This window comes from Streptomyces venezuelae, assembly GCF_008642375.1.
GTDB lineage: Bacteria > Actinomycetota > Actinomycetes > Streptomycetales > Streptomycetaceae > Streptomyces > Streptomyces venezuelae_G.
Genome location: NZ_CP029194.1, coordinates 8099965 through 8120278, shown reverse-complemented (window position 1 = coordinate 8120278; position 20314 = coordinate 8099965). Strand labels below are relative to the sequence as shown.

General features: G+C 71.4%; 21 protein-coding genes and 1 pseudogene. 8 read left to right on the top strand and 14 right to left on the bottom strand.

Features of this window, described 5'->3' with window-relative positions:
* Positions 1–91 precede the first annotated feature (91 nt).
* Together DEJ46_RS36910 and DEJ46_RS36905 are read right to left on the bottom strand one after the other, a co-directional pair.
* Positions 92–1480: an MBL fold metallo-hydrolase gene (locus DEJ46_RS36910; RefSeq protein WP_150273387.1), complete on the bottom strand. Its 1389-nt coding sequence runs from the start codon at positions 1478–1480 to the stop codon at positions 92–94.
* A 99-nt stretch (positions 1481–1579) separates the two neighbouring features.
* Positions 1580–1906, bottom strand: coding sequence for a rhodanese-like domain-containing protein (locus tag DEJ46_RS36905; RefSeq protein WP_150273386.1), 327 nt, complete (start codon positions 1904–1906; stop codon positions 1580–1582).
* 191 nt (positions 1907–2097) lie between these two features.
* Between DEJ46_RS36905 and DEJ46_RS36900 the strand changes: the two genes are divergently transcribed.
* The 3 genes from DEJ46_RS36900 (at position 2098) to DEJ46_RS36890 (ending at position 3305) form a co-directional block, all read left to right on the top strand.
* On the top strand, positions 2098–2478 hold the full coding sequence (locus DEJ46_RS36900; protein ID WP_150273385.1) for a thioredoxin family protein: 381 nt from the start codon (positions 2098–2100) through the stop codon (positions 2476–2478).
* A gap of 145 nt (positions 2479–2623) precedes the next feature.
* Complete coding sequence (locus DEJ46_RS36895; RefSeq protein ID WP_150273383.1) at positions 2624–3022, top strand: DUF302 domain-containing protein; 399 nt, start codon at positions 2624–2626, stop codon at positions 3020–3022.
* A gap of 10 nt (positions 3023–3032) precedes the next feature.
* Complete coding sequence (locus DEJ46_RS36890) at positions 3033–3305, top strand: hypothetical protein (protein WP_150273382.1); 273 nt, start codon at positions 3033–3035, stop codon at positions 3303–3305.
* Positions 3306–3350: 45 nt separating this feature from the next.
* Here DEJ46_RS36890 and DEJ46_RS36885 read toward each other — a convergent pair whose 3' ends face one another.
* The 3 genes from DEJ46_RS36885 to DEJ46_RS36875 all read right to left on the bottom strand — a co-directional run bounded on the left by DEJ46_RS36885 (position 3351) and on the right by DEJ46_RS36875 (position 4787).
* The gene (locus DEJ46_RS36885; protein ID WP_150273381.1) at positions 3351–3794 is read right to left on the bottom strand and encodes a DUF2267 domain-containing protein; all 444 of its coding nucleotides are present in this window, start codon (positions 3792–3794) and stop codon (positions 3351–3353) included.
* 58 nt (positions 3795–3852) lie between these two features.
* The gene (locus tag DEJ46_RS36880; RefSeq protein ID WP_150273380.1) at positions 3853–4248 is read right to left on the bottom strand and encodes a DUF2267 domain-containing protein; all 396 of its coding nucleotides are present in this window, start codon (positions 4246–4248) and stop codon (positions 3853–3855) included.
* 104 nt (positions 4249–4352) lie between these two features.
* Positions 4353–4787 (bottom strand): Hsp20/alpha crystallin family protein, encoded by a 435-nt coding sequence (locus DEJ46_RS36875; RefSeq protein ID WP_150273378.1) that lies wholly within the window; start codon positions 4785–4787, stop codon positions 4353–4355.
* A 128-nt stretch (positions 4788–4915) separates the two neighbouring features.
* Between DEJ46_RS36875 and DEJ46_RS36870 the strand changes: the two genes are divergently transcribed.
* Entirely contained in the window at positions 4916–5578 is a 663-nt protein-coding gene (locus tag DEJ46_RS36870) for an HSP18 transcriptional regulator (RefSeq protein WP_150273377.1), read from the top strand.
* Between the two features lie 520 nt (positions 5579–6098).
* Here the strand turns inward: DEJ46_RS36870 and DEJ46_RS36860 are convergent.
* From DEJ46_RS36860 to DEJ46_RS36840, 4 genes are all read right to left on the bottom strand, one after another.
* Positions 6099–6434 (bottom strand): ArsR/SmtB family transcription factor, encoded by a 336-nt coding sequence (locus DEJ46_RS36860; protein ID WP_150273376.1) that lies wholly within the window; start codon positions 6432–6434, stop codon positions 6099–6101.
* 174 nt (positions 6435–6608) lie between these two features.
* Positions 6609–6791, bottom strand: coding sequence for a PhnA domain-containing protein (locus DEJ46_RS39395; protein WP_223835368.1), 183 nt, complete (start codon positions 6789–6791; stop codon positions 6609–6611).
* 472 nt (positions 6792–7263) lie between these two features.
* Positions 7264–8916 (bottom strand): SulP family inorganic anion transporter, encoded by a 1653-nt coding sequence (locus DEJ46_RS36845; protein ID WP_150275095.1) that lies wholly within the window; start codon positions 8914–8916, stop codon positions 7264–7266.
* Positions 8917–8990: 74 nt separating this feature from the next.
* Positions 8991–9332 carry an ArsR family transcriptional regulator gene (locus DEJ46_RS36840; RefSeq protein ID WP_150273374.1) on the bottom strand — a complete coding sequence of 114 codons (342 nt, stop codon included), beginning with the start codon at positions 9330–9332 and terminating at the stop codon, positions 8991–8993.
* Positions 9333–9798: 466 nt separating this feature from the next.
* Between DEJ46_RS36840 and DEJ46_RS40310 the strand changes: the two are divergent.
* Positions 9799–10017: pseudogene (locus DEJ46_RS40310) on the top strand (hypothetical protein); the annotation flags it as partial.
* Here DEJ46_RS40310 and DEJ46_RS36830 read toward each other — a convergent pair.
* A complete protein-coding gene (locus DEJ46_RS36830; RefSeq protein WP_150273372.1) occupies positions 9972–11228 on the bottom strand; it encodes an MFS transporter in 1257 nt (418 codons plus the stop codon). The pseudogene DEJ46_RS40310 and the gene DEJ46_RS36830 overlap by 46 nt on opposite strands.
* Before the next feature lie 138 nt (positions 11229–11366).
* Here DEJ46_RS36830 and DEJ46_RS36825 point away from each other — a divergent pair, with 138 nt between their 5' ends.
* Positions 11367–12248: a winged helix-turn-helix transcriptional regulator gene (locus DEJ46_RS36825; RefSeq protein ID WP_150273371.1), complete on the top strand. Its 882-nt coding sequence runs from the start codon at positions 11367–11369 to the stop codon at positions 12246–12248.
* Between the two features lie 201 nt (positions 12249–12449).
* Here the strand turns inward: DEJ46_RS36825 and DEJ46_RS36820 are convergent, their stop codons facing one another.
* Entirely contained in the window at positions 12450–12905 is a 456-nt protein-coding gene (locus DEJ46_RS36820; RefSeq protein ID WP_150273369.1) for a hypothetical protein, read from the bottom strand.
* 513 nt (positions 12906–13418) lie between these two features.
* On the opposite strand from DEJ46_RS36820, the gene DEJ46_RS36815 reads away from it, so the two are divergent.
* Positions 13419–14693: a VWA domain-containing protein gene (locus tag DEJ46_RS36815; RefSeq protein ID WP_150273367.1), complete on the top strand. Its 1275-nt coding sequence runs from the start codon at positions 13419–13421 to the stop codon at positions 14691–14693.
* Positions 14693–15514 (top strand): hypothetical protein, encoded by an 822-nt coding sequence (locus DEJ46_RS36810; protein ID WP_150273366.1) that lies wholly within the window; start codon positions 14693–14695, stop codon positions 15512–15514. The genes DEJ46_RS36815 and DEJ46_RS36810 overlap by 1 nt, the downstream gene beginning before the upstream one ends.
* A 125-nt stretch (positions 15515–15639) precedes the next feature.
* Here DEJ46_RS36810 and DEJ46_RS36805 read toward each other — a convergent pair whose 3' ends face one another.
* The 3 genes from DEJ46_RS36805 to DEJ46_RS36795 form a co-directional block, all read right to left on the bottom strand.
* Positions 15640–17202, bottom strand: a complete 1563-nt coding sequence (locus DEJ46_RS36805) for a DUF4157 domain-containing protein (RefSeq protein ID WP_150273364.1) — start codon at positions 17200–17202, stop codon at positions 15640–15642.
* Between the two features lie 197 nt (positions 17203–17399).
* Positions 17400–17879: a (2Fe-2S)-binding protein gene (locus DEJ46_RS36800; protein WP_024757086.1), complete on the bottom strand. Its 480-nt coding sequence runs from the start codon at positions 17877–17879 to the stop codon at positions 17400–17402.
* A gap of 14 nt (positions 17880–17893) precedes the next feature.
* The gene (locus tag DEJ46_RS36795) at positions 17894–20281 is read right to left on the bottom strand and encodes a molybdopterin cofactor-binding domain-containing protein (RefSeq protein ID WP_150273363.1); all 2388 of its coding nucleotides are present in this window, start codon (positions 20279–20281) and stop codon (positions 17894–17896) included.
* Positions 20282–20314 lie beyond the last annotated feature (33 nt).

Here is a 20314-nt window from a genome sequence, read left to right as displayed (position 1 = left end):
CGTGGGGGTAGGGGGGCCGGCGTTCCCGGCGGTACCCGTCAGGGCGGCGAGGGCCCCGTCGCGGGTGCGCCGGCTGCTGCGGCCTGCCGGATCAGACGGCGGCGGGGACTTCCGTCAGGGCCCAGGCGGCGTAGCCGCCGAGGATGTCGGAGACGTCGGCGAAGCCGTGGTGGCGCAGCAGGCTCGCGGCGATCGAGGAGCGGTGGCCGCCCGCGCAGTGGAGGACCAGGGGCCGATCCCTGGGAATCTCGTCCAGGCGGTGCGGCAGTTCGCCGAGCGCGATGTGCAGGGCGCCGTCCATGAAGCCGCTGTCTCCGCGCTCGCCGCAGTTGCGGACGTCGATGACGACCGGCGGGTTGGCGCCCGTGAGGGCGGCGCGGACCTGAGCGGCGGTGAGGCGGCTGGCCGGGGTGACCTCGTCGGCCAGTGCGGTCAGGGCGTCGTCCGGGGAGCGCAGGTAGCCGGCCACGCGGTCGAAGCCGATCCGGGCCAGGCGCGTGACGATCTCCTCCTCGCGGTTCTGGGGGGCGACGACCAGCAGGTCGGCGTCGGCGGGCAGGATGGTGCCGGCCTGCTCGGCGAACCGTCCGTCGGCCGGAACGTTCACCGCGCCGCGCAGGTGTCCGGCGGCGAACTCCTGCGGGTCTCGGGCGTCGACGACCACGGCGCCGGAGGCACGGAGGCCGGTGAAGTCCTCGACGCTCAGCGGCCTGGGCGCGGAGGCCGGGTCGAACAGCGGACGCTCACTGCGGTTGAGGATCGCGTCGTAGGCGAAGTAGCCGGGGGCGGCGGACTGACCGGCCGTCACGAGGGCCACGAAGTCGTCCTGCGCCATGGGCGCGCAGGCGTAGTTGGTGGCTCGCTGCTCGCCGATGGTGGACTGCCTCTCGGTCGAGAGGTTCTTGCCGCAGGCGGACCCGGCGCCGTGCGCGGGGAAGACCCTCACCTCGTCCGGCAGGCCCATCAGCTTGTTCTGCACGCTGTCGTGGAGCATGGCGCCGAGTTCGTCGGCGGAGACGCCGATGGAGGCGAGCAGGTCGGGGCGGCCCACGTCGCCGATGAACAGCGCGTCGCCGGTGAGCACCCCGTACGGGACGGTGTCCTCGCCGTGCTCGTGGACCAGCACGCTGATCGACTCCGGGGTGTGCCCGGGCGTCTCCATGATCTCCAGAGTGACGTCGCCCAGGCTGATCATCTCGCCGTCGGCGAGCTTGCGGATGGGGTACTCGGTCTCGGCTCGCCGGCCGTAACCGATCCACGCACCGGTCTCGGCCGCCATCTCCAGGTGGCCGGCGACGAAGTCCGCGTGGAAGTGGGTGTTGATGACGCCGATCACGCTGAAGCCGCGGGCCTCGGCGTCCGCCAGGTACTCGGAGATGTCCCGGCGGGGGTCGACGACCACGGCCCGACCGGTCGTCTCGTCGGCGATCATGTACGACGCCTGGGAGAGGCAGTCGAGGTAGTACTGGGCGAAGAACACGGAAGCCTCCGTAAGCGGTGACTCAAATACCCTGGGGGGTATTTGAGAGGTCAAAAAGCGGCCCACTCCCCGAAGGGCGGGCGCAGGAACAGGGAAGAGTCAGACCGCCCCGGGGGCGGACCCCGTCACGACCGGGCGGCCCGCGCCGGCCCAGCCCCGGGTCCCACCGGCGACAGAAAGGGCATCCATCCCGGCGGCGGCAAGGCGGTCCGCGACCCACTGGCTGCGGTTGCCGCTCGCACAGATCACATACACCGTTCGCCCTTCGGGCACGCGGGGCGGCGCGGCGCCCAGCGTCGAGAGTGGGGCGAGGTGCGCACCGGGCACGTGCGCCGCCCGATACTCCTCCGGCTCCCGCACGTCGAGAACGACGGCGCCGGCACTCCAGGCGGCGGCGAAGGTATCCAGGTCCACTTCACGAGCCATGAGCGAGATCCACCTCCAGATACCCCCCTGGGTATTACATCGTCGACGGTAAGCGCCTCCCGCCGGCGATGTCAAATACCCCCCCAGGTATACGAGAGGCAATGGAGCGCGAGGGCATGGAACACACCCACCCCTACGCCCGTTGAACCTGTCGTATACCCCACCGGGTATACGGGAGGAGAGTGGAACCCATGCCGACCATCGAGCTGACCAAGGAAGACTTCGAGGACACCGTCACGGGCTCGGAGATCGTGCTGATCGACTTCTGGGCCGGATGGTGCGGACCGTGCCGCATGTTCGGTCCCGTCTATGAGCGGGCGGCCCAGCGCCACCCGGACATCGTCTTCGGCAAGGTCGACACCGAGGCGCAGCCGGAACTCGCCGATGCCTTCCGGATCTCCTCCGTCCCCACCCTGATGGCCGTCCGCGACCGGACCGTGCTCTACGCACAGCCCGGCGCACTGGCGCCACAGGCCCTGGAGGAACTGATCACCGGGATCCGGTCCATCGACATGGACGACGTCCACAGGCAGGCTGCCTCCCGCACGGCCGAACCGAAGGACTTGGGATAGTCCCTCAGCGCCTGTCGTCCACCTCTGGGCGGTACGTCAGGACATCATGCTGTTCGCGGCCTTGCCCCGGGCCGACCGCCAGCAGCACGACGACCGCGGCGGTGGCACGCCGAGGCGGTCGCCATCCGAACAGCGAGGTGAAGACATGCACTACGACCGCACCATCAGAGTCGCCGGAGCCTTCGACGAGACGGTGGAGACCGTCCGGCGTGCCCTCGCCGGCCAGGGCTTCGGCATCCTGACCGAGATCGACGTACAGGCCACGCTCAAGGCGAAACTCGGCCACGACATGGAGCCCTACCTGATCCTCGGAGCATGCAACCCCCCACTCGCCCGTCAGGCCCTGGACGCCGACCGCTCGGTCGGACTGCTGCTGCCCTGCAACGTCGTGGTCCGCACCGAAGGCGACGAGGTGATCGTGCAGGCGATCGACCCCGTCACCATGGTCACTCTCACCGGCGTCGAAGCCATGGCCCCCGTCTCGGACGAGGCGGCACGCCGCCTCGACGCCGCACTCGCCACCGTTGTGGAAGGCAGTACGTGAGCCTGTCGGAATGCCGCGCAGAGCTGACCCACCGGCCGTCCCCGAGGCCGCCGTACGGTGCGCCCAGCGGATCCCGCGTAGCGGCGTCTCGTACGCCGTCTCTGCCCATGCTCGCCGCTTCTGGCAGCTGCCGACGGAAGCGGAGCTGGACCACGCCTCCATCGACGACGCCGAAACCCCCGCCGGACACATCCCAGGCGCCGCCACCACCGCACCCGCATGGGGCTCCGCAGGGCGGCCCTACGCAACGCCGGAGTTCGCCTTGCGGCACCTCCGGCCTTGAGAGCCTGCCCGGGGTGCCGGCCTGGGTATTGCTGCAACTACCGCGTCACGCTGCGGGCTGTGGCTGGCGAAGTTCGGGCTGACCGAAGAGGAGTGCGTAGCCGGTGGGGAGTTGGTGGAGGATGCGGGTGAGGAGGTCGGGGCCGGTGAGGCGGGTGACGACGGCGAGTACGGCGCCGGTGTCCCAGCGGGCGATGGCCGGGCTGGTGCCGGTGCGGGCGGCGATGTCCTTGACGAAGTTCCAGCCGGTGAGCCGTTCGGTGGCGGGGATCTGGGCGGTCAGGGCGAGGGCGGCTTCGACGGGCAGGGCCTGGGCGAGGTCGACGCGTTCGTCGCCGACGAGCTGTCGGCCGAGGGCGGCCAGGACGGTGCGGACGGCTTCCTCGGCGCGTTCGCGGGTGGGGTAGGCGCCTTCGTAGCGCACGCGTTCCAGCATCCGTTCGAACGTCATGGCAGGCTGTGCCTGGTGCGGTCGAGGCTGGTCGTACATGGTGCTGCGGTTGCCTTTCTCGTCGCTGGTTCGGTGTCCGGCCGGTGGCGCCGGCCGGTCAGGTGGGCCGGGGGTGGCCGAAGAGGAGGTCGTAGCCGGGCGGGAGCTGGAGCAGGGCTTCGCGGGTGAGGACGTCTCCGGCTGCGGCGGCCACGGTGGACAGGACCGCGCCGATGTCCCACAGGGCCGTCTTCTCGGTGGCGCCTTCGATCCAGGCCGCGGTGGCCCGGACGAAGCGTTCGGGAGAGAGCGGCTCCGCGGCCTGCAGGGGGTTGAGGAGGATCAGGGCGTAGGTCTCGGGGAGCCGGGCGGCGAGCTCGGCCCGCACGGTGCCGATCAGATGTGCGCCCAGCAGGGCCAGGACGACGCGGGCCGCGCGTTCGGCTTCCTCCTGGGTCTGGTACTCGCCGCGTTCCTGGACATGGGCCAGGAACGACTCCCGGCGCATCGACATCTCACGTCACCTCCGTGGGCGGGGCGAAGGGGGCGAGGCATGCGGAGGACGGGGTACCGGAGGGGGATCGTGTTCCCCGTCCTCCGGGCGCTGATACCGGCCTGTCAGCCGGAGATCTGCTTGCGGCCAGCCTCGCCGCCGATGGCGATCTTCCGCGGCTTGGCGCGCTCGGCGATCGGGATCCGCAGGGTGAGGACACCGGCGTCGTAGTCGGCTTCGATGTGCTCGGTGTCGAGAGTGTCGGCCAGCATGATCTGGCGGGTGAAGACACCGAGGGGCCGCTCGGACAGCTCCATCTGCACGCCGTCGGACGTCCCCGCGGGCCGGCGCTCGGCCTTCACGGTCAGCATGTTCCGCTCGACGTCGATGTCGATCGCCTCCGTGCTGACACCGGGGAGGTCGAAGGCGATCACGTACACATCGCCGTCGCGGTAGGCGTCCATCGGAATCACGGACGGCTTCGACCACGTGCCTGACGCACCCGAAAGCTGCTGAATGATCCGGTCCATCTCGCGGAACGGGTCGGTGCGCATCAACATCGCGAAACACCTCCAGTTGGTTCAGGCAGGAACTGCCAATGCGCTTCAACGTGCTTCCGTTGTAACATGTCATCGAAACGATGACAAGCAAGAAGTCATCTGGAGGATGACAGACCACGGAGACAGTCATGACCGAGGCCGCAGAGCCGACCGTGCCCGTTACCTTCCTGGCCGCAGCCGCGGCACTGGAGACCATCAACCAGGCCGTCAAGGACGCGCAGCAAGCCTCCACGAGCACGTCGGCAGCGGCGCCGGCACCGGCCGCGGGCCCGCACCCGGCCCTGGCCTCACTGCTGATGCTGCGCGAGGTCCGCGAGCAGCTCGCCGGCTGGGAAACCGGCCTGATCGAAACCGCCCGCAGCGAGGGCGCCAGTTGGGCCGACCTCGCAGGCCCCCTCGGAGTCGCCAGCCGCCAGGCCGCCGAACGCCGCTACCTGCGTCTGCGGCCGGGGAAGGCAGGAAGCACGGGCGAGGAACGCGTCCAGGCCACCCGCGACACCCGCGCCGCCGACCGCAGCGTGGACGCCTGGGCCCGCGACAACGCCGCCGACCTGCGACGTCTCGCCGGCCAGATCACCGCCCTGGCCGGCCTGCCCGCCGACGCCGAGGGCGCCATCGGCGACCTGAACCAGGCCCTCGCCGACAACGACACCGCCCGCCTCGTGCGCCCGCTCGCCGACACCCGGCCCCACCTTCGGCCCGAGGACGCCGAGCTCGCCGAACGCATCGACGCCCTCACCCGCCACACCGACCAGCTTCGCCGGGACACCCACGACCAGCGCAGCACATGATCCGCGATCGATACGGCGTGGCCCCGGCCCGGACGTGAAGTCACCGCCCACTCTCCGGGCGCCTGCTCTGCCCTTGCACGACGGGGGCAAGGAGCGCAGCACGGTGGTCCTGGACGTGCGGGGCATGATCCGGTCCACTCAGCAGAACACTGTCGCTGCTGTGCTGGCAGCACGGGCCGGAGGGTGGGGGCCGTCACCCGACGAGGAGGCGGGCCACGGTGGCCATGCGGGGATGTCGATGGCAGCCATGGTGGCCGACATGCGCAACCGCTTCCTCGTCGCGGTGGTCCCCTCCGTCCCGATTGTGGTCCGGTCCCCGATCGGGACGGAGGTCTTCGGCTGGCACGCACCCGTGCCGTTCGGACTCCGGCAGGACGTGTGGGCGCTCCTGCTGAGCCTGCCGGTGGTCTTCTGCTCGTGCGGTCGCAAGAGTGAGCGCGCCGCCCACGAGGGAGACGAGGACCAGCCAGAACGCGGCCCGGCCGACGAGCGGGGGCGGGCCCCGCAGGGCCAGCACCGTTCAGGCGTGGCGGCTGGCCTTGAGGTCGGCCAGGAGTTCGGCCTGACCTTCCAGGACGCCGGAGAGGATGCCGCGGGCGACCCGCAGGAGCTCGGCGATCTGGGGGTGGCTGAGGCTGTAGTACACGTTCGAGCCCTCCCGGCGGGTGATCACCAGGTTGGCCTTGCGCAGGACGGCGAGCTGCTGGGAAAGGCTCGCGGCCTCCACCCCGACCTCGGGCAGCATCTCGGCGACCGCGTGCTCGCGCTCGGCCAGGAGTTCCAGGACGCGGATGCGGACCGGGTGCCCCAGCGTCTTGAAGAACTCCGCCTTCAGCTGGTACAGCGGTGTGCTCACCTGGGTACCTCTCTCATGACTGCCCATCTCATCCACCCGGAACCGTTCCTTCGTAGAGGCATCCGTTCGCCCCTCTTCACACCTTGCGACCTCCACAATTGCAGATCCTTGCAACTCGCGGACCCGGCGGGGCACCTTCGTGACGTTCGCCTACCGCCGTAGGACCTTCGCCGGTCAGGCCTTCTTGAGGAACTCGGTCCTCAGGACCAGGCCCTTGACCTTCCTCGTGTTGCACTCGACCTCGCCCGGGCGGGAGGTGAGGCGGATGTTCTTGCGTCGCCTCGGGGGCTGCGGAGTGGGACGGTCATCGGTGGTCCACTGCATGACCGTCCCGTGGGCTCCGCGTTCCCTCGTCATTTCGACCACCATGGCCAGGCCGCCGCCCGGGGCGGTGGCGAGCGCCCCGGGCAGGCGGGCTGGTAGGGGTGGCGGTCGTGGACGGCGAACGCGAATGCACCCGGCCCGTGTGCGTAGTGGCCGTGATGATCGGGTACAGGACTGCGGCATGGCGGACGGCGTCGGTGACCGGTTCGGCCGGGATCAGCAGCGCCGGGCCGACGCTCGGGCGGCGAAGGTCCACCCCGCATTTCGACGCGGACGAGTGCGGTGGTCTCGCGGGCGATGCGCACGGCGGCCCCATGGCCGGCACGTCCAGCACGTGCCGGTAGGGCATCGCCTCGACCTGGACGCTCACCGGCCCGCCCCGTTCACCATGCGGGCCAGGCGGAACCCGGACGGGGACTGCGGGTGCAGACGCAGCAGGGTGTAGTGGGGGCCGTGGGCCCAGCCGGGCAGGGTGCGCCGGTGGTGGGCGGCCTCGTCGGGGCGGTCATCGTGCGGCCTTCCGGATGCGGTGCGGTCGGTGATGCGTACGGGGCAGCAGGCCCGCCTGCTCCAGGTGTTTGCGGGCGCCGACGATCGCCTCAGGGGTGGTGGCGTACTCGCGGCCTTCCAGGCGCAACAGGTCCAGGACGCCGACGGCGTCCAGGGCCTGGCGCTGACCGGGCCGGATGCCGGAGGTCATGACGGCGATGCCGCGCCGGTGCAGCTTCTCGACGGCGTCCTTCAGGACGAGGGCACCGGTGGCGTCCAGGGTGGTCACCCTCGCCATGCGCAGGATCACCACCTTCACGTCGGCGACCTCGGAGAGTTCGAGGAGGAAGCGGTGGGCTCCGGCGAAGAAGAGGGGGCCGTCGATGCGGTAGGCCACGATGTGCTCGGCCAGCAGCGCGTGCTCCTCCTCGCTGTGCTCTCCGGGCAGGTCCGGGCGGAAGTCGACCTGCTCCATCCGCGCCTGCCCCGCCACCGCCTTCAAGGCGAGGGCTCCCGCGACGACGAGGCCGATGATCACCGCGTACACGAGGTCGAGGATCAGGGTGGCCGTGGCGGTCAGGACGAGCACGACGGCGTCCGAGCGGGTCGCCTTGGCCATCGCGCGCAGCGAGCCGACCTCGACCATGCGGATGGCCGTCGCCAGCAGCACGCCGGCCAGCGCGGCGAGAGGGATCTTCGACACCAAGGGGGCCGCCGCGAACACGATCACCGCGAGCACCGCGGCGTGGGTGAGCGCGGCTAGCCGGGAGCAGGCCCCGGTGCGGACGTTGACCGCCGTGCGGGCGATCGCGGCGGTGGCCGGCACCCCGCCGAACAGCGGGGCCGCGAGGTTGGCGACGCCCTGCCCGAAGAGCTCCTTGTCCGGATCGTGCTGCTGCCCCACCGTCATCCCGTCCGCCACGGTCGCCGACAGCAGGGACTCCAGCGCGGCGAGCGCCGCGACCGCGACCGCCGGGGCCAGCAGCGACCCGAACGCGGAAGCGTCGAGGAAGGCCAGGGACGGAGCGGGGAACCCGGTGGGAAGGTCACCGATCGGGGCCGCGTCAAGACGGAAGACCTGCGCGATCACGGTCGCGACGATGACTGCGACGATCGAGAACGGGACCGTCGGCTTCCACCGGGCCCCGGCCAGCATCACCGCAGCGACACCCACCGAGAGTCCGATCGCCGTCCAGTTCGGGAAGGCGACGGACTCCACGAGCGCCCGCCACGCCACGAGCAGGACCTTCTCCCCCTCCGGCTTGGCGACCCCGAGGGCATTGGGTATCTGCTGGAGGCCGATCACGCACGCGATCCCCAGGGTGAAGCCCTCCACCACCGGTGCCGGCACGTACCGCATGTACTGCCCGGCCCGCAGCAGGGCGAGACCGATCAGAAGGACACCGGCCATCAGACCCACGGCGAGGACGCCGCCGGGTCCGTGCCGGGCGACGATCGGCACCAGGACCACGGTCATCGCACCGGTCGGCCCGGACACCTGGAGATTCGACCCGCCGAACAGGGCGGCGAGCGCGCCCGCGACCACGGCGGTGACCAGCCCCGACTCCGCGCCCAGCCCGGAGGAGACCCCGAACCCGAGGGCGAGGGGAAGGGCGACGATCGCCACGGTGAGGCCGGCCAGCAGGTCCCGGCGAGGACTGCGGGCCATGACCGCATAGTCCGCCCGGGCGGGCAGGACGGAGCGAAACCGGCCCAGCACGGCCGTCACCGCAGTGTTCACGCTCACGAGGCCGCAACCTCGTACCCGCGCAGTGCCTCCAGCAGCGCGCTCTGACCCGTCAGGACCTCGGTCAGGATCCGCCGCGCCGCCGGCATCAGCTGCGCCCCATCCCCGTCCGCCAGCTCGTGGACGACCGTCGCGCTGTCACGGGGCGATGTGACGATCCCCGATCGACGCAAGACCGCGAGCTGCCGGGAAAGAGCGGAGGGCTCGACCTCGATCGCGGCCAGCAAGTCCCGCACCGGCATCCGCCCGTCCTGCGGCAGCTCCAGAACCCTTGTCCGCACCGGGTGTTCGAGCATCCGGAGCAACTCTTCCTTCGCCTGATACAGCGGAACCGGCACGGTAAGGCACCCTTCTCACCACCCCGGACGGGGCAAACGCCTGGCGCTGTGCCCGCGGCTACCTACGGGCACAGCAACCACAGCATCTATGAAATTGCAGATTTCTGCAATTTCATAGATGCTGTGATCCCTTGCCCGCCTCGGGCGCACTGCACGGAGGGGACCTCGCCGCACCGCCCGGCGGCGAGGTCCCTTCCGGCACCCGCGGACACGCCCGTGAGATTCAGGCCAGGGACGCGGCGGCCCGACGAGCGGGCGTTCTGGCCCCCGGTAAACGGACGGCCAGGAGATGGCGCGGGATACGACGGTGCCGCCCGTCCAGTGCCGATCCCTCCCGCAGCTCCCGGCCCCTCCTCGCCGGGCGACCGCTTGGACGAAGATCCGGACGAATCCCGGCCAGCCCACACCCAAGAGCCTTGCGAAGCATCATTTTCCCAGGTCAGCATAGGTGTAGCTGCTGCATTGCCACGTCATTCCGCCGCAGGCGGACGCGGGCCGGGTCGGCCCGGCGGGCCCGGGCCCGTACCTCGACCCCGGCTCGGGCGGTCCGGAGAACGACTTCACGCACCGCAACACGACCTTGGCCCGTGGGCTTCTGGGCGTACCGCCGCCGGCTGACGGTGTCGTGGCGCCAGGGCGTCAGATGAGGTCGCGGTGGCGGCCCACCTTGGTGGAGAAGAGGTAGAGCGGGGGCAGGAGGGCGGCGGCGCAGACGGTCCAGAGCGCGGTACGGGCGCCGAAGTGGGTGGCGAGGAGGCCGGCGGTGAGCGCGCCGAGCGGCATCGCGCCCCAGGAGACGAAGCGGACCGTGGCCATCACGCGGGACAGCAGTTCCGGGGGCGACTGCGTCTGCCGGTAGGTGCGGGTGGTGATCGAGCCGATGACGGTGCCGAAGGCGAAGCCGGCGTTGCCCAGGGCGAACCAGTACGCGTCCCCCGCCGACGTGGTCAGCGGGGCGAGCAGGAGCAGCGCGCCGCCGGCCAGATCGGCCACGATGACGCCCCGCGCGGTGCCCAGGCGCGTGGTCACGCGGACCGCGACGGCGGCGCCGGCGAGCGCGCCGACCCCGTCCATGGCAAGGACGAGACCGAGCTGTACGGAGTCGAGGCCGGCTCCGCGGACCAGGTAGAGGGGGGTGAGGGCGACGAGGGCCGCGTTGAGGAAGTTGGCGGCGGTCGCCCAGATCATGCAGGGGCGCATGACCGGGTGTTTGGTGACGTACCGCCATCCCGCGCGCATCAGCCGCAGCGCGCTCTCGCCGGTGCGGGGCACGGGGCGGCTCTCGGGGAGGGTCCGCAGGAGCACGGCGGAGGCCAGGTAGCTGGCGGCGTCCACGACGAGCGCGCCGACCGGGCCTGTCGCGCCGATCAGGACGCCGCCGAGGGAGGGCCCGCCGGTGTCGGTGACGGCGTGCGTGCCCGACATGACGCTGTTGCGGGCGGCCAGCCGATGGGCCGGGACGACGGCGGGCAGGAAGGTCGAGTTGCCGATGTCGAACAGCACGGTCGCCGAGCCGGTGACGAGCGCCGCGAACAGCAGGTGCGAATAGGTGAGCGTGCCGATCCACCAGGCGAGCGGCAGCGATCCGAGCGCCGCGAACCGTACGAGGTCGAGCGTGACCTGGAGTCGGCGCAGCGGCACGCGCTGCGCGAGGACGCCCGCCGGGAGGCTGAGCAGCAGCCAGGAGACCTGCCCGGCGGCGGCGAGCAGGGCGACCTGGAGAGCGGTGGCGTCCAGAACGGTGAGGGCGACGAGCGGCAGGGCGAGGGCGGTGACGGCGGTGCCCGCGCCGCTGACCGTGGCGGCGGCCCAAAAGCGCCAGAAGACGCCCGGCGATGAGGTCTCTCGTTCGTCGTCGCGTCGGTCGTGCTCCTGGATCGCTTGTGTTCCGCTCATACAGCGCCCACCCCCGGGTCTTGTTAGTCTCTTTTGGGAACTCACTTGTTCCAGGTGAGTTTCTATCCGGAACCGACCCCATGGCGCAAGATGGTCCCGACGCACGGCCGACGTGCGCGCAGAAATGGAGACGTAGCGATGAGGTCGGTTCCCGAGCGGGACGCCGCCTGCGCGATCGCGCAGGCCGCGGCGGTGGTCGGCGACTGGTGGAGCCTGCTCCTGATCCGGGAGACCGCCCGAGGGCACCACAGGTTCGACGCGCTCCAGGAGGAGCTGGGCATCTCCCGGAAGGTGCTCACCGAGCGCCTGGCACACCTGGTGGAGACAGGGGTGCTGGAGAAGGTCCCGTACCAGGAGCGGCCGACTCGGCACGAGTACCGGCTGACCGAGAGCGGCCGGGGGCTGCTGCCGGTCCTGCTGTCGATGCAGGACTGGGCCGACCGCTGGCTCCTCGGCGACGGCTCTCTCAGCGGCACCGCCGACGGGACGAGCGCGGAGGCACGGCGCGTCGCGGCCCTGACGGGCCGGCGACTGCCGCGCCTGCGGCTGCCCGGTCACCGGGACGGCGCACCGGTCGACCCGGTGGCCGACAGCGTGGCCACCGTCCTGTTCTGCTACCCGGCGACCGGGAGCCCCAGCCCCCTACCGGAGGGCTGGTCCCACATCCCCGGCACCGTCGGCTGCACGCTGGAGAACCGGCTGTTCCGGGACGCCTACGAGGACTTCCGCGCCGCGGGCGCGGAGGTGCACGGCGTCAGCACCCAACGCCCTGACGAGCAGCGCGTGTTCGCGAGCCAAGAGGACATCCCCTTCACCCTCCTCTCCGACGTCGACCTCCGCCTCGCCGCCGCCCTGCGCCTGCCCACCTTTCGCGCCGGACAACTGCTGCGACTGAAGCGGACCGTGCTGGTCATCGACCGTGACGGCACGGTGCGGCACGCACGCTTCCCGGTGACGGACATCCCGGCAGCGGTGAACGAAGCGCTGGCCGAGGTACGGCGCCTGGCCGCGGAGGACTGACACGGTGACCAGCGACCCTTTCCTCCACGTCAGCGGGTGCTGAGCCTGCCCTCACCGGGCTCGTTCTCGCGCACGTGCCCGACGTACTCGATCACCCACCACTCAGGGTCGTCGGCGGGGCGAGCGGCGAGGCCCCCCGCCTGTCTCGGCAGGGGGTCTCGTCCAGTAGCGGCGCGGGCGGAGTTGCCGGCCTTCGCAGGCTCAACGGCTCTTGTACATCGTGACCGTGAAGCTGACCTTCTTACCGCTGTGATAGTCGGTGCTGTCCCACACCGAGATGTGAGACCTGTCCTTCATCCGCAGGTGCAGCACCTCATCGGCGTTGCTCCAGTTGTATCCGACGAACTGGAAGTTCGGCTCGGGGCTGTCTCCCATCCTCTTGTTTCCCCAGCTGCAGATACGCGACGAGTCGTGCTCGCAGACGGACCAGGCCCTGGCGTACAGGTGGCAGTCCTCTCCCTGCCATACGTCGATCCGCTTCAGCCTCTCGTCGGAAGAGCGCCACGTTCCGTTGAACCGGTTGGCCGAGCACGAGGCGGCTGCTTCTTTCGTCGAGGTGACCGTGAGCACCACCGAGAGGGAGAGCGTCAGGGCCGCCGTCAAGAGCACGGCCATGATCTGGCGTAGTGGAATGCGGGCGGAGGAGACCTGTGTCATCGTGAACCTCCGATAACGGGTCGCAGCGCGGGACTTCCCGTCGTCACACGACGCGTCGACCCCCCTGCTTCGGCTGAACGCCACTCGTTCGAGCCCGGATCATTGCGCCCTTTACCCCCTGCCCATTCCAGAGCAGCACTCCGCAATCCTGATCGCAAGTCGGCGGGATCTTCGCATCTCGCGCGCGATTCAATGATGAAGGCGCTCCAAAGTGGATCGGTCAATGAACGCGAAGGCGCGGGTGAGACTCCATACCGGGTGAGACTCCATACCGGGTCCAGCGAGTCAGCGCCGGGCCTCGACTCGCTGCTGCCCCGACGAGACCCCTGGCCCGTTCTCCCCGGGCAGCAGCGACGCCGGCTGGATCGGGGCGGGCGGCATCCCGGCGCACGGCAACCAGCGCTCGGTGGGGGACGCCGTCCGCACGCCGGAGTTCGCGAACCCGAGCACCGCTGACCGGACGTCCGGCCACTCCGTTTTGGATTGTCGGAGGATCATCAATACGATCCGGCGATGATCACGAGAAAACGGCTGGCGACCGGGGCGCTCGCGCTGCTCGCCGCCCTGACCGCCGCGCTCCTGCCGACGAGCGCGGCCGCCGACGAGCCGGTGGCGAAGGAATCCCCCAAGGTCGAGCTGGTCCTCGACGTCAGCGGGTCCATGCGAGCCAAGGACATCGACGGCAAGTCCCGCATGTCCGCCGCCAAGCAGGCCTTCAACGAGGTCCTGGACGCGGTGCCCGAGGAGGTCCGGCTCGGCATCCGCACGCTCGGCGCCGACTATCCGGGGCCCGACCGCAAGCGCGGCTGCAAGGACACCCGCCAGCTCTATCCGGTCGGCCCGCTCGACCGGACCGAGGCCAAGACCGCCGTGGCGACCCTCGCCCCCACCGGCTGGACGCCGATCGGCCCCGCGCTGCTCGGCGCGGCCGACGACCTCGGCGACGACGGGGCGACCAAGCGGATCGTGCTCATCACCGACGGCGAGGACACCTGCGCCCCGCTCGACCCCTGTCAGGTCGCGCGGGAGATCGCCGCGAAGGGCATCCACCTCGTCATCGACACGCTGGGCCTCGTGCCGGACGCCAAGACCCGGCAGCAGCTCACCTGCATCGCGGAGGCCACCGGAGGCACGTACACCTCGGTCCACCGCACCGAGGAGCTCTCGCGCCGGGTGAAGCAGCTCGTCGACCGCGCCGCCGACCCGGTCGTCACCCCCGTGGGGACGAAGGGTACGGCGCGGTGCGTCGACGCTCCGCTGCTCAAGGCCGGTCTGTACACCGACCGCGAGACCTTCGGCGAGCACCGCTGGTACCGGGTGGACCTGCTGCCCGGCCAGGAACTGCGCGCCTCCGTCAGCGTGTCGGCCGACCGGGCCGTCAACAACGACTACGGGGTGCTGCTGCGCGCGGTCACCCGCCACGGCCGGGAGATCGTCCGCGGCTCGGAGGCGGGCGACGGGCGTACGGACGTCATATCGACCGGACTGCGGTACCCGAAGCCGGATCTCGACGACGCTCCCGGCGATGCCAAGCCGGCCGCCGAGACGGTCTGCCTCCAGGTCAGCAACTCCTTCTCCGCTCCCCCGTCGGTCAAGACGACGCCGGGCATGCCGATCGAGCTGACGGTGGACGTCGTCGACGGCCCGTCGGCCGCCTCGGACGTGGCCGCCTTCGGTCTCGGCCGCGGCTGGTGGCTGCTCGGCGTGCTCACGCTCGCCGGTTTCCTGGCCGGTCTGCTCTGGGGCTGGGTGTCCCGCTGGCGCGTCGCTGTCTGGAGGACCAACTGATGCGTACCGTACGCATGCTCGCCACGGCCGCCCTCGCGGGCGCCGCGCTCCTGGGTCTCACGGCGCCGGGCGCGACGGCCGACTCCCCCACCGCGGACCCGAGTGCCGGGGCGGGGCCGACGGAGGCCGGGACGACGTTCCGTACCGCCGCGAGGTTCCTCCCGGGGCAGCAGGCCACCGCACAGGCCGCCACGGGTGACTATCTGTACTGGGTGTTCCCGGCGGACACCGGACAGCGGCCGACGGTGAACGCCACGGTCACCCTCCCCGACTCCGCGCTGCGGCACGGCCCCACCACCTGGCGGGTCGACGTGTACGACGGGCTGCGGCGGCGCCAGCCGTGCATGTACGGGACCCAGTCCCGTACAGCGGCCAAGGAGGCCGCTTCGGTGGAGCTCGCCTGTGTGCTGCGCCCGGTCCGCGCGGCCGCGGACGCCTGGGCGAACGACCCGCTGCCCGGCAGCTACTACGTCCGGCTGACCGTCACGGGCCTCCCGGACGAGGACCTCGGCCAGCCGTTCACGGCGCGGGTCGGGGTGACCACCCTCGACCAGGGCGGCGCCTACGCGACGGACGGCTCGCTCGCCGCGCCGCTCGTGCCCGGGGCGACCACCGCCGACCAGGCGGAGGCCGACGCGGACGCGGGCCGGCCCTCCGCCGTGGAGGCGGCGGCCCCGGAGGACGGCTGGTCCTCGGGCTGGTGGTCCGACCGCTGGATCTGGACCGCGGCGGGCGGCGTCCTCGCGGCGCTCGCCGGCATCGGCGGCTACGTCCTGACACGCGGCACCGGCCGCCCGTCCCGGATCCCGCCGGCCGTCTGAGCCGCCGCACACAGGACCGAAGGCCCCCACCGCCCCGTCGCGGTGGGGGCCTTCGGCCGCTTCGGCGGCGGGCTCCTCAAGGTGACTCGGGTCGGCGGGGAGGCGAGGTCACGCCGAACCCACCGTCACACTGCCTGGAGCTGTCCGGCCGCGAGGGCGTCCTGCCGTGCCTGCCAGGCCTGACCGTGCGCGTTCAGGAAGGCGACAGCGGTGGACTCGCTCGCCGTGTATCCCTCAAGGCCGAACGCGGTGGGATTGTGCCCGAGCGCGGCGAGCAGCGATGCGGCGGTACGGAGATCCCCAAGGTTGAACTGTGCCTGCATCCATTGCTGTACCGCTCCTCGGCGAGCGTTCGCCACCATGAGCGGGTCCCCGCCGCGCTGGAGCCTCCCGCCGCTCATGATGTTCGCCGTGTCCATCGAATTCTGGAAATGGGCGTTCATGCTGGCGAGGATGCGGTTGCGTTCCTGGATGTTCGCGGCTGCTTGCGCCTGTGCGGCCGCCGCCTGCTGAGGTGTCATCGGGCCGACGTTTCCGGCCAGGAAATTGAGTCGCATCATCGCCTCGGTCGCCGGTGTCAGGGAGGGGTAGACGGACTCGCAGAACCTGGGGAACAGAGTGAGCCAGCCGATCTTGCCGTGAATGTGCCCGGCGCTGTTGCTCGCGGTGATGTCGACAGCCCCCGCGTAGGCCAAGTCGCTCTGCCGGAGCAGGAGATAGTCCGGGCGCGTCGACCCGATCGCCGCCTGTGTCTGCGCCACATATCCGGCGGGAACGCCTCCTCCGGTCTGCTGGAGGCGTATCTCGGTGATGGTCTCGACGGCGTAGCCGAACTGCATGCTCACCCCACCGGGAACACCGACGGTCATCTGCTGGTTCCACACCCGCAGCCACTGGTCGATGTGACCGTGGGTGTTCCTGTAGGCGGCCAGAGCTCCGAGTCCAGGGGCCGAGACGACGTAGTCGTACGCCCATTGGACCGCCGCATCCACGGTATTGGCGTAGGTCCAGAACGCGGCTGATCCCACGTCGTTGCCGTCCGAGTCGTGCGTCTGGACGATCTGCCGCTGAATCGCCGTCTCGCCGGCGGCGCGGGGCGTCGGCCCCTCGCGGTCCTCCGCGGTTCCTCGCGGCGGGCCGCTCATGGCCCGGGTCGCGTTGGCCTCCGCTTCCCGTTCGTGGCGATCGGACGGGTCGGAGACCTTGAGCCCGGACCCGTTGTCGGTGCCGGCGACGGGCCCCCGGCGTTGTTGGATGACGTGGGTGAGTTCGTGGGCGAGGGTGTGCCTGTCACTTCCGCCGTCACCGATGACGACGTGGTTGCCACTCGTGTAGGCGCGGGCGCCGACCTCGGCTGCGGAAGCCCTGGCAGCGGCGTCGTCATGGATGCGCACGTCGGAGAAGTCGGCGGCGAGCCGGCTCTCCATGTCGGTGCGGGTCGCGTCGTCCAGGGGACGCCCGCCGGTGCGCAGGACGTCGTGGACGGCCGAGCGCTGCACCGCGGGCCGTTGCGTCTGCGCCCAGGGGTGACCGGCGGCTCGGAGCATCTGGACGGCGGCCCCGTTGCCCGCGGCACCCCGCAGGGCGAGAAACCCGGCAGGTGCGCCGTCGCCCCGGGCGGGAGCCTTGGCGGCGGTGCGCCCGGGCTCCTTGCCCTCGGCAGTGCGGTCTCGGTCGTTGGCGCGCATCAGGTCCTCTCGCGGTCGCGGCTCCCGGCTCCGGGTCGGCTCGGGTCGGGTCGGGTCGGGTCGGGAGCACAACCGACAGGGGCCCGGCGGAGCTCCTTGGGCAGGGCACGAGGGTCTCAGGCGACACCAACGTCTCCCTAACCTCCTCAGGAGCTCCGCGTTAGCGGGAGCCGGGGACGGGGACGGGGACGGGACCGTCACTCCATACGGCGGGAACCCTCCAGGACCGCCTGCCGGATGCGGTGGTACGTGCCGCAGCGGCAGATGTTGCGGATCGTGTCGAGGTCCGCCTCGGTGATCTCGCGGCCCGCCTCCCGCGCCCGGCGGACCGTCGCCACCGCCGCCATGATCTGGCCCGGCTGGCAGAAGCCGCACTGGGCGACGTCGAGGTCGAGCCAGGCCTCCTGCATCGGGTGCAGGTCGCTGCCCACGGTGTCGGGGAGCCCCTCGATGGTGGTGACCTCGTCGGTCGGGGCGAGGTCGTCGACGGGCACGGCGCAGGGCGTGAACGCCTTGCCGTTGAGATGGCTCGTACAGGCCCGGCAGACGCCGACCCCGCAGCCGTACTTGGGGCCGGTGACGCCGAGGACGTCCCTGAGGACCCAGAGGAGCCGGACGTCGCCCTCGACGTCGGCGGTGACGGCCTTGCCGTTCAGGATGAAGGTGTGCTGCGGCACGGGGACTCCAGGTCTCAGATGGTGCGGTCGCGGCCGTCGGTGGGCGAGGCCGGGACGGGCGGGACGGTCGGCAGGGGGGTGAAGCCGAGCGGCTCGGCGTGGTTGAGGGGGAAGACCGTCGGCATCGTGCCGGTGGCCCGCCCGTACGCGCAGGCGACGGCGGCCATGGCGCCGGCGACCGCCAGCTCCCCTGCGCCGCCCGGCTTCTCCCCGTTCGGCGGCATCACGATGATCTCCAGCTCGGGCGGGGTGTTCCACTGCCGGGTGTAGAAGTACTGGTCCCAGCTGCCTTCGAGGAAGTGCCCGTCACGCAGGTGGAGTCCGGACGTGAGCGTGATGGCGATGCCGTCGGAGATGCCGCCCATCATCTGGGCCTCGAGCCCGCGCGGGTTCACGGCGAGACCGACGTCGACGGCGCACACGACCTTGGTCACACGCGGTCCCGTGTACGCGTTGGGGATCTTCCGACCGGTGGTCTCCGGGCGGCAGTCGATCTCGGCGAGGATCGCGACGAAGGAGTGGTACTCGGCGTGGACGGCGATGCCCTGGGCCGTGCCGGGCGCCATCGTCCGGCCCCACTCCCCCTGCTGGGCGACCTTGTCGAGGACGGCGCGCGCCCTCGGGTCCTTCATGAGCCTGCGCCGCATCGCGTAGCCGTCCTGGCCCGTGCGGCGGGCCAGTTCGTCCATGACGAGTTCCTGGGCGCAGCGGACGTTGGGCGAGTAGATGCCGCGCATGGACCCGGTGTTGTAGCCCTTGTCGGTCTCGGAGAGCAGCTGGGTCGTGACGCCGAGGTGGTAGGGGCTGACCTGGGTGAGGTGGAACATCGTCTGGGAGAAGGTGCTGTCGGCGACGGGGAGCCGGGCCACCTCGGCGGTGAGGAGCTCGCCGATGCCGTGCCCGAAGTCGGTGGCCACGGAGGTGTGGCGCTGCTCGTACGTCAGGACCTCGCCCAGCGAGTACGTGGCCCGGACCCGCGAGGTGGACATCGGGTGCGTACGGCCCTGGCGGAAGTCGTCGGTGCGGTGCCACATCAGCTTGACGGGCTTGCCGAGGGCGCGGGAGACCTCGGCGGCCTCGTGGGCGGCGTCGTGGAAGAGCTTGCGGCCGAAGGAGCCGCCGCCCTCGGTGACGTGGACGCGGACGGCGGTGGGCGGCAGGCCGAGCTTGAGGGCGATCTGCTCCTGGGCGACGATCGGGGCCTTCAGCGAGGCCCAGATCTCCGCGGAGTCCTCCCGTACGTCCGCGATGGCGCAGTTCGTCTCCAGGGCGGCGTTGCTGGAGAAGTGGAAGGTGAAGCGGGCGTCGACCGCCTTGGTGAGCAGGGGAAGCGGCGGGACCACCAGGGGGAGTTCGGCCCGGCGGAGCTTCTCCAGGACGGTGGCGTCGGAGGCGCCCTCGGCGGTTCCGGGGCCCCAGTCGACGTCGAGGGCGCGGACGGCGTCGACGCACTGGCCGAAGGTGCGGCCGCGGACGGCGACGCCCGTGGAGACGGTGACGACATCGGTGATGCCGGGCATGGCCCGGACCTCGGCGAGGTTGGCCACGGAGCGGACGGTGCCGTTGATGGTGGGCGGGCGGCAGATCATCGTGGGCAGGGCGTCCGGGACCTGGAGGTCCATCGCGAACTTCTTGCGGCCGGTGACGGCTTCGAGGGCGTCGAGCCTGCGCTGCGCGGTGCCGACGACACGGAAGTCGGCCCGGTCCTTGAGCTCCACCTCCACCGCGGTGTTCGTGAGGGCGGCGGCCTTCGCGGCGAGTTCACCGTAGCCGAGGAGGGTGCCGGCCGGGGAGAGGACGGCGCCGGCCTTCGTCGTGAGGGTCTCGACGGCGTCTCCGAGGACGAGGGAGGCGGCGTGCAGGAGACGCCCGCGGGCGACGGCGGCGGCGACGCGGATGGGGGTGTAGGTGGAGTACGTGGTGTTGGAGCCGCCGGTCAGCTGGTTGAAGAGCAGCTCGGGCCGGGCGTCGGCGAGCGTGACCTTCACCTTGTCCAGGGGCAGGTCGAGTTCCTCCGCGACGATCATGGCGCTGGAGGTGGTGACGCCCTGGCCGACCTCGGCGCGGGGCAGCGCGAAGTGGGCGGTGCCGTCGCTGTCGACGCGGATCGTGATGAGGTTGCTGGTCGGCAGGGCGGCGAGCGTCAGCAGCTCGTTGAGGTCGAGGAGTTCCGCCGGTCCGGGCAGCGAGGGGATGAGCGCCGGGGCCGCGGCGGCGGCCTGCCGGGGCACGAGGGCCTCGGCGCCGAGCTGGGCGGCGACGGTGAGGGTGGGCGCGGCGAGGACGTATCCGAGGAACCGGCGCCGGCCGATGCCGGGTTCGGCGGGCGCGGCCGGCTGCGCGGCGCCTTCCCCGCTTCCGCTCGTGTGGTGGTCGTCCCGCGCGGGGTGCCGCCTCGGCATTCGGTGTGCCTTTCGTCCAGGCCCCGGGCTTGC

Excerpts from the sequence above, each read along its gene's own strand:
- DEJ46_RS36815 (WP_150273367.1), top strand. The coding sequence starts at position 13,419 with ATGATCACGAGAAAACGGCTGGCGACCGGGGCGCTCGCGCTGCTCGCC.
- DEJ46_RS36885 (WP_150273381.1), bottom strand. The coding sequence starts at position 3,794 with ATGTACGACCAGCCTCGACCGCACCAGGCACAGCCTGCCATGACGTTC.
- DEJ46_RS36875 (WP_150273378.1), bottom strand. The coding sequence starts at position 4,787 with ATGTTGATGCGCACCGACCCGTTCCGCGAGATGGACCGGATCATTCAG.
- DEJ46_RS36890 (WP_150273382.1), top strand. The coding sequence starts at position 3,033 with ATGCCGCGCAGAGCTGACCCACCGGCCGTCCCCGAGGCCGCCGTACGG.
- DEJ46_RS36820 (WP_150273369.1), bottom strand. The coding sequence starts at position 12,905 with ATGACACAGGTCTCCTCCGCCCGCATTCCACTACGCCAGATCATGGCC.
- DEJ46_RS36795 (WP_150273363.1), bottom strand. The coding sequence starts at position 20,281 with ATGCCGAGGCGGCACCCCGCGCGGGACGACCACCACACGAGCGGAAGC.
- DEJ46_RS36825 (WP_150273371.1), top strand. The coding sequence starts at position 11,367 with ATGAGGTCGGTTCCCGAGCGGGACGCCGCCTGCGCGATCGCGCAGGCC.
- DEJ46_RS36880 (WP_150273380.1), bottom strand. The coding sequence starts at position 4,248 with ATGTCGATGCGCCGGGAGTCGTTCCTGGCCCATGTCCAGGAACGCGGC.
- DEJ46_RS36905 (WP_150273386.1), bottom strand. The coding sequence starts at position 1,906 with ATGGCTCGTGAAGTGGACCTGGATACCTTCGCCGCCGCCTGGAGTGCC.
- DEJ46_RS39395 (WP_223835368.1), bottom strand. The coding sequence starts at position 6,791 with ATGACGAGGGAACGCGGAGCCCACGGGACGGTCATGCAGTGGACCACC.
- DEJ46_RS36895 (WP_150273383.1), top strand. The coding sequence starts at position 2,624 with ATGCACTACGACCGCACCATCAGAGTCGCCGGAGCCTTCGACGAGACG.
- DEJ46_RS36830 (WP_150273372.1), bottom strand. The coding sequence starts at position 11,228 with ATGAGCGGAACACAAGCGATCCAGGAGCACGACCGACGCGACGACGAA.
- DEJ46_RS36870 (WP_150273377.1), top strand. The coding sequence starts at position 4,916 with ATGACCGAGGCCGCAGAGCCGACCGTGCCCGTTACCTTCCTGGCCGCA.
- DEJ46_RS36805 (WP_150273364.1), bottom strand. The coding sequence starts at position 17,202 with ATGCGCGCCAACGACCGAGACCGCACTGCCGAGGGCAAGGAGCCCGGG.
- DEJ46_RS36845 (WP_150275095.1), bottom strand. The coding sequence starts at position 8,916 with ATGGCCCGCAGTCCTCGCCGGGACCTGCTGGCCGGCCTCACCGTGGCG.
- DEJ46_RS36900 (WP_150273385.1), top strand. The coding sequence starts at position 2,098 with ATGCCGACCATCGAGCTGACCAAGGAAGACTTCGAGGACACCGTCACG.
- DEJ46_RS36810 (WP_150273366.1), top strand. The coding sequence starts at position 14,693 with ATGCGTACCGTACGCATGCTCGCCACGGCCGCCCTCGCGGGCGCCGCG.